This is a genomic window from Bradyrhizobium sp. SZCCHNRI20481 (genome assembly GCF_032485055.1).
Lineage (GTDB): Bacteria > Pseudomonadota > Alphaproteobacteria > Rhizobiales > Xanthobacteraceae > Bradyrhizobium.
Map to the genome: position 1 here is coordinate 18,564 of NZ_JAUEUE010000030.1, position 11,740 is coordinate 30,303.

The window sequence follows — 11,740 nt, forward strand, 5'->3', positions numbered from 1 at the left end:
CCCGCCTCCGTTAGTAGCCCAGATAGGATTTGCGGACGTTCTCGTCGTTCGCGATGTCCGAGGCGACACCCGACATGACGATGCGGCCGGTCTCGATCACGTAGGCCTGGTCGGCGAGCTCCAGCGCGAGCTGCGCGTTCTGCTCGACGACGAGGATCGATACCTTTTCCTCGCGGTTGATCTTGCCGAGGATGCCGAAGAGGTCGCGGACCACCAGCGGCGCGAGGCCGAACGACGGCTCGTCGAGCAGCATCAACCTGGGACGCAGCATCAACGCCCGCGCCACCGCCAGCATCTGCTGCTCGCCGCCGGACAGGGTGCCGGCCTGCTGGGTGTGGCGCTCCTTCAGCTTCGGGAAGTAGGAATACATCCGCTCGATGTCGGCAACGATGCCGGCCTTGTCGCTGCGGGTGATGGCGCCGAGCTGCAGGTTTTCTTCCACCGTCATGTTGGTGAAGGTGCCGCGGCCCTGCGGCACATGGGCAATGCCGAAGCGCACGATGCTCTCGGTCGATTTGTTGTTGAGCGGCTTGCCCTCGAACTCGATCGCGCCGGTCGAGCGCACCATGTTGCAGATGGCGCGCAGGGTGGTGGTCTTGCCCGCGCCATTGGCGCCGAGCAGGGTCGTCAGCGAGCCTTCGTTGAGGGAGAAGGAGAGGCCGTGCAGGGCCTGGACCTGGCCGTAATAGGCGCGCAGGTCCTTGACGTTGAGCAGCGGCGTCATTGATCCTTGCTCCCGAGATAGGCCTTGATGACGTCGGGATCGGCCTGCACCTGGGCGGGCGTGCCCTCGGCGAGCTTGCGGCCGAAATTCAGCGCCACGACGTGGTCGGCGATCGACATCACCAGTCCCATGTGATGCTCGACCAGCAGCACGGTCACCTTGCGGTCGTCGCGGATGCGCCGGATCAGATCGCCCAGCACATGGACCTCCTCGTGATTGAGGCCGCCGGCGGGCTCGTCGAGCAGCAGGATCTTCGGGTCGGCGGCGAGCGCGCGCGCCAGCTCGACGCGCTTCTGGGTGCCGAACGGCAGCCCGGACACGGTCTTGTGCGCGACCTCCTCGAGGTCGAGATAGGCGAGAATCTCGTGAACCTTGGTGTTGACGGAATTCTCGCTGCGCCGGACCCAGGCCAGACGCAGCGAATCCGAGATGATGTCGCTGGAGGTGCGCGCGTGGGTGCCGACGCGGACGTTGTCGAGCACGGAGAGATTGGGAAACAGCGCGACGTTCTGGAAGGTGCGGCCGATGCCGATCTCGGCGATGCGGTGCGGCGGCCGCTTCAGGATGCTGCGGCCTTCCATCAGGATGTCGCCGGAGCTCGGCTGATAGAGGCGGCTGAGGCAGTTGAACAGGGTGGTCTTGCCGGCGCCGTTCGGGCCGATGAGGCCGAGGATCTGGCCCTGGCGCATGTCGAACGAGACGCCGTTCAGCGCCACGATGCCGCCGAACACGACGCTGACGTCGCGGACGGCGAGCAGCGGATCGTTGGTCTGGGCGAGTTGTGCCTGCGTCATCTCGTCTCGCCCCTCCCGAAATCGTTCAGGTCAGGACGCGGCGCCAGCCGACCGCGATGATGCAGGCTATCTGATACCCTCGGCAACACGGGCAACTTTTCCTCCTGGCTTCGGCTTTTTATTGAGTTCTTTGTTTGATGGGCTGCTTGCTTGATTAGTTGACAGCGCGAGGCCGCCGAGCGCCGCTTCGATGTTCCTTACCATCGCGACGAGACGAGGTCCAATGTCGGTCCGCAAACGCTCTTCCGTGAAGCGGAATGCCGGTGCTCCGCAATTTACGGCGTAGGGACCGGTTCCGTCGTTCAGCCGCAACGCGACGCCGACCGCATGAACGTCGTCCTGCCATTCGCCGGCGGAGATGGTGAAGCCATATTTCGCGACGGTCTCGCCGGCGCGTTCGATGCCGTCGCGGATCTTCGGCCAACGGCTGCCATAATGCTCGCGCATCTCCCGCATCAACGCGGCGCGGTCCTCGTCCGGAAGCGCCCAGATGTAGGCGCGGCCCATCGCTGTCGTTGCAATCGGAATGCGCGATCCGACGTCGAGTTGAACGTTGACGACGCCGTGACGGCTCTGGCCGAAATAGATCATGCTGAGCCGGTCGCGGCCGCCGATCGCGACCGCGCCGCCGGTCTCGCGCATCAGCTGCTCGCGGAATGGCTCGGAAAGATGGCGGATGCCGAGGTTGGCGAGCGCGGCATAGCCCAGCGCCAGCGCCGATGGCGCCAATTGGTATTTCTCGAAGCGCGGCACCGGGGTGAGATAGCCGAGCTTGGTGAGCGTGTAAGTCAGGCGCGAGACCGTGGCCTTCGGCAGGTTGGTGCGCGCGGCGATTTCCTGATTGCCCAGCAGGCCGTCATTCGGCCGGAATGCCCGCAGCACGTCCAGGCCGCGCGCCAGCGCGACGACGAAGCTCCGATCGGTCGCTGGTTTCTTCCCTGGGCGTTTCATGTCATCGGCTGTTGATTGATGAGCCTCGTTGACAACGCTCGTGCTTCAAAATAACCCTGGATGTCAAGATGTGGAATTAGATTTCGCACTGCGGAATTGACGTTCAGCAGCGGGTAGACGCAAGCAAGGCTGATACTCTGCGCAAATGAAAAGCCAAGAATTGGCCGGCACGTTAACCGGCCGCAAAGAAACGACATCCCAAGGAGCTTACGCGTGAGCGAAGTGGCAAAGCTTGATCGTCATGACATCATCGGCATCGTCACCATCGACAGCCCGCCCGTCAATGCGCTGAGTGCCGCAGTGCGCGGCGGCATCCTGGACAACGTCAAGGCGGCGATCGCCGATCCCGCGATCAAGGCGATCGTGCTCACCTGCGGCGGGCGCACGTTCATCGCCGGCGCCGATATCACCGAATTCGGCAAGCCGCCGAAGCCGCCGGCGCTCAACGACGTCTTGAGCACGATCGAGAACAGCCCCAAGCCGGTGATTGCCGCCATTCATGGAACGGCCCTGGGCGGTGGTCTCGAAGTGGCGCTCGCCTGTCATTATCGTGTCGCCACCAAGGAAGCGAAGCTCGGCCTGCCCGAGGTGAAGCTCGGCCTGCTGCCGGGCGCGGGCGGCACCCAGCGCCTGCCGCGCGCCGTAGGCCCCGAGCTCGCGGTCAAGATGATCGTCGGCGGCGATCCGATCGGCGCGGCGGAGGCGCACAAGGCGGGCCTGATCGAGGAGATCGTCGAGGGGCCGGCATCGGGCGGCGAGGCCTTCGCGCGCAAGGTGGTGGCGGAGAACCGTCCGCTGCGCAAGTTGCGTGACGACGATTCCAAGCTGGCGGCCGCCAAGGCCGATCGCTCGATCTTCACCAGTGCGGTGGCGGCGATCACCAAGAAGTCGCGCGGCCTCGAGGCGCCGTTCGCGGCCGCCGACGCGGTCGGCTACGCGATCGACCTGCCGTTCGACGAGGGCCTGAAGAAGGAGCGCGAAGGCTTCCTCAAGCTCCTCACCAGCGATCAGTCCAAGGCGCAGCGCTACGCCTTCTTCGCCGAGCGCGAGGCTGCCAAGATCGCCGGCGTGCCCGAGGGGACCAAGGGCCGCAAGGTCGAGCGCGTCGCCATCATCGGGGCCGGCACCATGGGCGGCGGCATCGCGATGTCGTTCGCCAATGCCGGCATCCCGGTCACGCTGATCGAGACCGCCGAGGAGCAGCTCAAGCGCGGCATGGGCATCATGCAGAAGAACTGGGAGGCGACCGCCGCGCGGGGCGGCATCCCGGCCGATGCGCCGGCCAAGCGCATGGCGCTGATCGATGGCAAGGTCGGACTCGAGAACGTCAAGGATGCCGATCTCGTGATCGAGGCGGTGTTCGAGACCATGGCCGTCAAGAAGGAAGTGTTCGGCAAGCTCGATCAATACGCCAAGCCCGGCGCCGTGCTGGCCTCGAACACCTCGTATCTGAACATCGACGCCATCGCCGCAGAGACCAGCCGCCCGCAGGACGTGCTCGGCATGCATTTCTTCTCGCCGGCTAACGTCATGAAGCTGTGCGAAATCGTGCGTGCGGAGAAGACGGCGCCGGATGCGCTCGTCACCGCGGTGTCGATCGCGCGCAAGATCGCAAAGGTGCCGGCCGTGGTCGGCGTCTGCGACGGCTTCGTCGGCAACCGCATGCTGGCGCAGCGCGGCAAGCAGGCCGAGAAGCTGTTGTTCGAAGGCGCGCTGCCGCAGCAGGTCGACGCCGTCGTCACCAAGTTCGGCATGCCGATGGGCCCGTTCGCGATGGGCGATCTCGCCGGCCTCGACATCGGCTGGCGCTCGCGCAAGGACCGCGGCATCAAGAGCGAGATCGCGGACGCGCTGTGCGAGGCCGGCCGCTTCGGCCAGAAGACCGGCAAGGGCTACTACAAATACGAGGCCGGCTCGCGCGCAGCGCTACCGGATCCGGACGTCGAGAAGCTGATCGACGAGACGCTCGCCAAGCTCGGCCTTAAGCGCCGCGCGGTCAGCGACGAGGAGATCCTCGAGCGCATGATGTACCCGATGATCAACGAGGGCGCGAAGATCCTCGCCGAGGGCGTTGCGGCGCGGCCGTCGGATATCGACGTCGTCTGGCTCTATGGTTATGGCTGGCCGATCTATCGCGGCGGTCCGATGTATTGGGCCGACAGCGTCGGGCTGAAGCACATCGCCGATCGGCTCGCGTTCTATGCCAAGGAGACCAACGATCCGTCGCTCGAGCCGGCGCCGCTGCTGAAGCGGCTCGCCGATGAGGGCAAGACGTTCGCGTCGCTGGCCGCCGAGGGGAAGGCCGCTTGAGGCGGCCCGGCTATCGCTACGCGCAAAGCTCGGCTCCCCTCCCCCTTGCGGGGAGGGGTTGGGGGTGGGGGTCCACAACGGCAGTCTCGCCTGGGGCTACCCCCCTCCCTGACCCTCCCCCACAAGGGGGGAGGGAACGCACGCAGCGGGGCCGCCCTATGCCAACGGACATTGAGCTTGCATGACCCATCCCGGCGAACAGTTCTATCCCGAAGGCGTCCGCTGGGACGACACGATCGCGCGCGGCACATTGCCGGATCTGCTGGCGCAGGCGGTGAATGATTTCGGCGATCGCGACGCGCTCGAATTTCGCGATCGTCCCATCACCTTCAAGCAGCTTGCAGCGCTCGTCGACGAGGCGGCCGCCGCATTCCTGCGTGCGGGCTTCGGCAAGAGCTCTTCGATCGCGCTGTTCCTCGGCAATACGCCGGATCACCCGGTCAACTTCTTCGGCGCACTCAAGGCCGGGGCCCGCGTCGTGCACCTGTCGCCGCTCGATGGTGAGATCGCGCTGTCGCACAAGCTCAGCGATTCCGGCGCGCGCATCCTGGTGACGTCGAACCTCAGCGCGCTGCTGCCGACGGCGTTGAAGTTCCTGGAGAAGGGCCTGCTCGATCGGCTGATCGTCTGCGAGGATGACCATTGGGGCAAGGTCGGCACGCCGCAAACGCCGTTGCCGGATAGTCCCGCCGTGATCACCCACCGCGCCTTCGTCGACGGCGCCGTCGCGCCAGCCGCGTGGCCGGCCATCTCGCCCGACGACATCGCCCTGCTGCAATATACCGGCGGCACGACCGGCCTGCCCAAGGGCGCGATGCTGACGCATGGCAATCTCACCTCGGCGGTGTCGATCGCCGCAATCTGGGGGCGCGCGACGCGCGCGAACGGCAACGGCTCCGACCGCGTCATCTGCGTCTTGCCGCTGTTCCACATCTATGCGCTGACGGTGGTGCTGCTGACCTCGCTGCGCCTCGGCAGCCTGATCTCGCTGCACCAGCGCTTCGATCTCGAAGCCGTGATGCGCGACATCGAGGTCAAGCGCGCGACCTATTTCCCGGGCGTGCCGACGATGTGGATCGCGATCGCCAACCTGCCCGACCTCGACACGCGCGATCTGTCGTCGCTGACCAGCGTTGGCTCCGGCGGCGCGCCGCTTCCGATCGAGGTCGCGCGTATCCTCGAGCGCCGCGTCGGCATGAAGCTGAAGAGCGGCTGGGGCATGACCGAGACCTGCTCGCCCGGCACCGCCCACCCCAAGGGCGGCCCGGACAAGCCGGGCTCGATCGGGATCACGCTGCCCGGCATCGAGATGGACGTCGTGTCGCTCGAGGATCCCTCAAAGGTGCTTGGCGTGAACGAGGTCGGCGAGATCCGGATCAAGGGGCCAAACGTCACCAAGGGCTATTGGAACCGGCCGGAGGAAACGGCGCAGTCGTTCGTCGGCGATCATTTCCTGACCGGCGACATCGGCTATGTCGACGCCGACGGTTTCTACTTCCTGGTCGACCGCAAGAAGGACATGATCATCTCCGGCGGCTTCAACGTCTATCCGCAGATGATCGAGCAGGCGATCTACACCCATCCGGCGGTGCAGGAGGTCATCGTGATCGGCATTCCCGACGCCTATCGCGGCGAGGCGGCCAAGGCCTTCATCAAGCTGCGCGACGGCGCAGCACCGTTCCCGGTCGAGGATCTCCGCGCCTTCCTCACCGGCAAACTCGGCAAGCACGAGCTGCCGGCGGCGGTCGAGTTTGTCGACGAGCTGCCGCGCACGCCGGTCGGCAAGCTGTCGCGTCACGAACTGCGCCAGCAGCAATCACCCACGTCTCACAGCAAACATCCGTAACAACAACAGGAGGTCCGCCCATGACCGATGCCGTCATCGTTTCCACCGCCCGCACGCCAATCGGCAAGGCCTATCGCGGCGCGCTCAACGCCACTGGCGGCGCCACCTTGCTCGGCCACGCCATCGGCGAGGCCGTCAAGCGCGCCAAGGTCGATCCGGCCGAGGTCGAGGATGTCGTGATGGGCGCGGCCCTGCAGCAGGGCTCGACCGGCGGCAACATCGCGCGCAAGGCGCTGCTGCGCGCCGGCCTGCCGGTGTCGGTCGGCGGCACCACGATCGACCGCCAATGCGCCTCCGGCCTGCAGGCGATCGCGCTCGCGGCGCGCTCGGTGATCTTCGACGGCGTCGAGATCGCCGTCGGCGGCGGCGGCGAGTCGATCTCGCTGGTCCAGAACGACAAGATGAACGCCTTCCAGGCGACCGATCCGGCGCTGCTCGAGATCAAGGGCGACGTCTACATGCCGATGATCGACACCGCCGAGATCGTCGCCAAGCGCTACGGCATCTCGCGCGAGCGGCAGGACGAATATGCGCTGGAGAGCCAGCGCCGCACCGCGGCCGCGCAGCAGGGCGGCAAGTTCAACGACGAACTGGCGCCGATCACCACCAAGATGGCGGTGACCGACAAGGCCACCGGCAACATCTCGTTCAAGGACGTGACCTTCTCGCAGGACGAAGGTCCGCGTCCGGAAACGACCGCCGAAGGTCTCGCCGGCCTCAAGGCCGTGCGCGGCGACGGCTTCTCGATCACCGCCGGCAATGCCAGCCAGCTCTCGGACGGCGCTTCGGCCTGCGTGATCATGAGCGACGCCAACGCGGCCAAGCGCGGCCTGCAGCCGCTCGGCATCTTCCGCGGCTTCGTTGCGCATGGCTGCGAGCCCGACGAGATGGGCATCGGCCCGGTGTTCGCGGTGCCGCGCCTGTTGAAGCGCCACGGCCTCACGGTCGACGACATCGGCCTGTGGGAGCTCAACGAGGCGTTCGCGGTGCAGGTGCTGTACTGCCGCGACAAGCTCGGCATCGACCCCGACAAGATCAACGTCAATGGCGGCGCCATCGCGGTCGGCCATCCCTACGGCATGTCGGGCGCGCGGCTCACGGGCCATGCGCTGATCGAAGGCCGCCGCCGCAAGGCCAAATACGCCGTCGTCACCATGTGCGTCGGCGGCGGCATGGGCGCCGCCGGCCTGTTCGAGGTGCTGCAGTAGCTTGATTGTCGTCCCGCGCGAATCTCGCGCGGGATTTTAACAGGTGTCGTCCCGGGCAAGCTTGCGAGCGCGCGAGCGCTCGCAAGTGCAGACCCGGGACCCATACCGCGTGATATCGCTTGAGGCATTCTGGCAGACGCCTTTGCCTCCAACGTCCGCCGGTGGATATGGGTCCCTGCGTTCGCAGGGACGACAGCGGAGCAAGACGAACTGACCGCAGGTCGATTTGAATACCTAAAGGGAGGATCCGATGGATCTTGCATTCACGAAGGAAGAGCAGGCGTTCCGCGAGGAAGTGCGGCAGTTCTTCAGGGACAACGTGCCGCCGGAGACGCGGCGGAAGATGATCGAAGGCCGCCATCTGTCGAAGGACGAGATGGTGACCTGGTGGCGCATCCTCAACAAGAAGGGCTGGGGCGTCTCGCACTGGCCGGTCGAGTATGGCGGCACCGGCTGGACCTCGGTGCAGCACTACATCTTCAACGAGGAGCTGCAGGCCTATCCGGCGCCGCAGCCGCTCGCCTTCGGCGTCAGCATGGTCGGCCCGGTGATCTACACCTTCGGCAACGAGGCGCAGAAGAAGCAGTATCTGCCGCGCATCGCCAATGTCGACGACTGGTGGTGCCAGGGCTTCTCCGAGCCGGGCTCGGGCTCCGACCTCGCCTCGCTGAAGACCAAGGCCGAGCGCCGCGGCGACAAGTGGATCATCAACGGCCAGAAGACCTGGACCACGCTCGCCCAGCACGCCGACATGATCTTCTGCCTGTGCCGCACCGATCCTGCGGCGAAGAAGCAGATGGGCATCTCCTTCATCGTCTTCAGCATGAAGTCGAAGGGCGTGACGGTGCGTCCGATCCAGACCATCGACGGCGGCCACGAGGTCAACGAGGTGTTCTTCGACGACGTCGAGGTGCCCATCGAGAACCTGATCGGCGAGGAGAACAAGGGCTGGGACTACGCCAAGTTCCTGCTCGGCAACGAGCGCACGGGGATTGCCCGCGTCGGCGTCTCCAAGGAACGCATCCGCCGCATCAAGGAGCTCGCCGGCAAGATCGAATCCGGCGGCCGTCCGGTGCTGGAGGATCCGTCGTTCCGCGAGAAGCTCACGGCCTGCGAGGTCGAGCTGAAGGCGCTGGAACTGACGCAGCTGCGCGTCGTCGCCGACGAAGGCAAGCACGGCAAGGGCAAGCCCAATCCGGCCTCCTCGGTGCTGAAGATCAAGGGCTCCGAGATCCAGCAGACCACGACCGAGCTGTTGATGGAGGTGATCGGCCCGTTTGCCGCGCCGTATGACGTGCACGGCGACGACGACAGCAACGAGACCATGGATTGGACCGCCCAGATCGCGCCGAGCTACTTCAACAACCGCAAGGTCTCGATCTACGGCGGCTCCAACGAGATCCAGCGCAACATCATCGCCAAGGCGGTGCTGGGGCTCTGACATGTGAGCCGCAGCGCCTCGACGACGCACGCTGTCATGGCCGGGCTTGACCCGGCCATCCACGCCGCCCGCACAACGGCACGACGTGGATGCCCGCGACAAGCGCGGGCATGACGGAGAATGGGGATACTGGAGAGTCAACCAATGGATTTTGATCTCACCGAGGAGCAACGCCTCCTCAAGGACAGCATCGACGGCCTGCTGGCGGATGCCTATGATTTCGACAAGCGCAAGAAGTACATGAGCGAGAAGGGCGGCTGGAGCCATGCGATGTGGTCCAAGCTCGCCGAGCAGGGCCTGCTCGGGCTGCCGTTCTCCGAGGACGATGGCGGCTTCGGCGCCGGCGGCGTCGAGACCATGATCGTGATGGAGGCGATGGGCCGCGCGCTGGTGCTCGAGCCGTATCTGGCGACCGTGGTGCTCGCTGGCGGCTTCCTGCGTCATGGCGGCTCGGCCGCGCAGAAGGCGGCGCATCTGCCGGGAATCATCGACGGCAGCAAGACGTTTGCCTTCGCCCAGCTCGAGAAGCAGTCGCGCTACGACCTGTTCGATGTCGCCGCCTCAGCGAAGAAGAAGGGCGACGGCTATGTCATCGACGGCGAAAAGTTCGTCGTCCTCAACGGCGAGAACGCCGACACCCTGATCGTCACTGCGCGCACCTCGGGCGGCCAGCGCGACAAGTCCGGCATCGGCGTCTTCATCGTGCCGGCGGATGCGAAGGGCGTCACCCGCAAGGGCTATCCGACCCAGGACGGCCTGCACGCGGCCGACATCACCTTCACCGGCGTCGAGATCGGCGCTGACAGCGTGATCGGCGATCCCGCGAACGCCCTGCCGCTGATCGAGCGCGTCGTCGACGAAGCCCGCATCGCGCTGTGCGCCGAGGCGGTCGGCCTGATGGACGAGTCGCTCAAGACCACGGTCGAGTACATCAAGACGCGCAAGCAGTTCGGCGTCGCGATCGGCTCGTTCCAGTCGCTGCAGCACCGCGCCTCCGACATGTTCGTCGCGCTGGAGCAGGCCCGCTCGATGTCGATGTTCGCCACCATGGCCGCCGAGTTCGACGACGCCAAGGAGCGCGCCACATCGATTGCCGCAGCCAAGGTCCAGATCGGCAAATCGGCCAAGTTCGTCGGCCAGCAGTCGATCCAGCTCCATGGCGGCATCGGCATGACCATGGAGGCCAAGATCGGCCACTACTTCAAGCGGCTTTCGATGATCGAAACGACGTTCGGCGACACCGACTACCACATGCGCCGCGTCAGCGAGGCCGGCGGGTTGATCTAAGCGAATGCGTCGTTGCCGGGCTTGACCCGGCAACCCATCGCTCTCGGAGATGGATGCGCGGGCCTTCGCCGCGCCGAAGGGGCTTCGGCCCCGCAGGCGGGTCAAGCCCGCGCATGACGGATTTGAGAGAGCTACGTTGCCGGCGTCGACGGGCTCCGGAGCAATTTGATCGTCGAGCCGTCATTGCGAGCGGAGCGAAGCAATCCAGGGCGTCACGCGCAACTCTGGATTGCTTCGTCGCTTCACTCCTCGCAATGACGCGGAGGAAGCAGATATGACCCCCAATCCCTTCGACCTCGCCGGACAGGTCGCCGTCGTCACCGGCTCCAGCCGCGGCATCGGCCGCGCCTCGGCGGAGCTGCTCGCGCAGCTCGGCGCCAAGGTGGTGATCTCCAGCCGCAAGCTTGACGCCTGCGAGGAGGTCGCGAGCGGCATCCGCGCCAACGGCGGCGACGCCCATGTCATCCCCTGCAACATCTCGCGTCGCGCCGAAGTCGACGCGCTGATCGACGGCGCTGTGAAGCGCTACGGCCAGGTCGACATCCTCGTCTGCAATGCGGCGGTGAACCCGTATTACGGTCCGCTGCTCGACATATCAGACGAGGCCTTCGACAAGATCATGGCCTCCAACGTGAAGAGCAATCTCTGGCTCTGCGCCAAGGCGATCCCGCCGATGGCCGCGCGCGGCAAGGGCTCGGTCATCATCGTCTCCTCGATCGGCGGCCTGCGCGGCTCGACCGTGATCGGCGCCTACGGCATCTCCAAGGCTGCCGACTTTGCGCTGTGCCGCAGTCTCGCCGGCGAATGGGGCCCGCAGGGCGTCCGCATCAATTGCGTCGCGCCCGGCCTGATCAAGACCGACTTCGCCCGCGCGCTGTGGGAGGACGAAGCCCGCCTGAAGCAGCGCTGCGCCACCACGCCGCTCCGACGCATCGGCGAGCCGCACGAGATCGCCGGCGCGGTCGCCTACCTCGCTTCGGATGCGTCGACCTTCATGACCGGCCAGACCATCGTCGTGGATGGCGGTGTGACCACGGCTGCGGTGTAAGCGTCTCCTGTGTCGAAGCAGCGGCGTTGATGGCTGTTTTCACCCTCCCCTGGAGGGCTACGGGATTCCCGGTTTTATGCTTTGGGTTGCAAGTAGATAGCCTTCAAGCATTGCAGCGAGACGATCCCAGC

The 11,740-nt window shown here is 65.9% G+C and carries 9 protein-coding genes; 6 read left to right on the forward strand and 3 right to left on the reverse strand.

Translation table 11 applies throughout. The features are described 5' to 3' along the window. Positions 1 to 10: 10 nt before the first annotated feature. From QX132_RS32690 to QX132_RS32700, 3 genes are all read right to left on the reverse strand, one after another. A complete protein-coding gene (locus tag QX132_RS32690) occupies positions 11 to 724 on the reverse strand; it encodes an ABC transporter ATP-binding protein (protein WP_315753502.1) in 714 nt (237 codons plus the stop codon). Continuing rightward, entirely contained in the window at positions 721 to 1,518 is a 798-nt protein-coding gene (locus QX132_RS32695; RefSeq protein WP_315734696.1) for an ABC transporter ATP-binding protein, read from the reverse strand. The genes QX132_RS32690 and QX132_RS32695 overlap by 4 nt, the downstream gene beginning before the upstream one ends. 66 nt (positions 1,519 to 1,584) lie before the next feature. Next, positions 1,585 to 2,469 carry an IclR family transcriptional regulator gene (locus QX132_RS32700; protein WP_315797091.1) on the reverse strand — a complete coding sequence of 295 codons (885 nt, stop codon included), beginning with the start codon at positions 2,467 to 2,469 and terminating at the stop codon, positions 1,585 to 1,587. A gap of 213 nt (positions 2,470 to 2,682) precedes the next feature. On the opposite strand from QX132_RS32700, the gene QX132_RS32705 reads away from it, so the two are divergent. The 6 genes from QX132_RS32705 (at position 2,683) to QX132_RS32730 (ending at position 11,609) form a co-directional block, all read left to right on the forward strand. Continuing rightward, complete coding sequence (locus QX132_RS32705) at positions 2,683 to 4,779, forward strand: 3-hydroxyacyl-CoA dehydrogenase NAD-binding domain-containing protein (protein ID WP_316163839.1); 2,097 nt, start codon at positions 2,683 to 2,685, stop codon at positions 4,777 to 4,779. A 181-nt stretch (positions 4,780 to 4,960) separates the two neighbouring features. Then, a complete protein-coding gene (gene pimA / locus QX132_RS32710; RefSeq protein WP_316163840.1) occupies positions 4,961 to 6,625 on the forward strand; it encodes a dicarboxylate--CoA ligase PimA in 1,665 nt (554 codons plus the stop codon). Positions 6,626 to 6,645: 20 nt separating this feature from the next. Continuing rightward, a complete protein-coding gene (locus QX132_RS32715; protein WP_315734690.1) occupies positions 6,646 to 7,833 on the forward strand; it encodes an acetyl-CoA C-acyltransferase in 1,188 nt (395 codons plus the stop codon). A gap of 250 nt (positions 7,834 to 8,083) precedes the next feature. Beyond that, positions 8,084 to 9,274 (forward strand): pimeloyl-CoA dehydrogenase large subunit, encoded by a 1,191-nt coding sequence (gene pimC, locus QX132_RS32720; RefSeq protein WP_316163841.1) that lies wholly within the window; start codon positions 8,084 to 8,086, stop codon positions 9,272 to 9,274. Between the two features lie 144 nt (positions 9,275 to 9,418). After that, positions 9,419 to 10,561, forward strand: coding sequence for a pimeloyl-CoA dehydrogenase small subunit (pimD, locus tag QX132_RS32725; RefSeq protein WP_316163842.1), 1,143 nt, complete (start codon positions 9,419 to 9,421; stop codon positions 10,559 to 10,561). Between the two features lie 274 nt (positions 10,562 to 10,835). After that, positions 10,836 to 11,609 (forward strand): glucose 1-dehydrogenase, encoded by a 774-nt coding sequence (locus tag QX132_RS32730; RefSeq protein WP_316163843.1) that lies wholly within the window; start codon positions 10,836 to 10,838, stop codon positions 11,607 to 11,609. The last annotated feature ends 131 nt before the right edge of the window (positions 11,610 to 11,740 follow it).

Excerpts from the sequence above, each read along its gene's own strand:
- pimA (WP_316163840.1), top strand. The coding sequence starts at position 4,961 with ATGACCCATCCCGGCGAACAGTTCTATCCCGAAGGCGTCCGCTGGGAC.
- QX132_RS32695 (WP_315734696.1), bottom strand. The coding sequence starts at position 1,518 with ATGACGCAGGCACAACTCGCCCAGACCAACGATCCGCTGCTCGCCGTC.
- QX132_RS32700 (WP_315797091.1), bottom strand. The coding sequence starts at position 2,469 with ATGAAACGCCCAGGGAAGAAACCAGCGACCGATCGGAGCTTCGTCGTC.
- pimD (WP_316163842.1), top strand. The coding sequence starts at position 9,419 with ATGGATTTTGATCTCACCGAGGAGCAACGCCTCCTCAAGGACAGCATC.
- QX132_RS32730 (WP_316163843.1), top strand. The coding sequence starts at position 10,836 with ATGACCCCCAATCCCTTCGACCTCGCCGGACAGGTCGCCGTCGTCACC.
- QX132_RS32690 (WP_315753502.1), bottom strand. The coding sequence starts at position 724 with ATGACGCCGCTGCTCAACGTCAAGGACCTGCGCGCCTATTACGGCCAG.
- pimC (WP_316163841.1), top strand. The coding sequence starts at position 8,084 with ATGGATCTTGCATTCACGAAGGAAGAGCAGGCGTTCCGCGAGGAAGTG.
- QX132_RS32715 (WP_315734690.1), top strand. The coding sequence starts at position 6,646 with ATGACCGATGCCGTCATCGTTTCCACCGCCCGCACGCCAATCGGCAAG.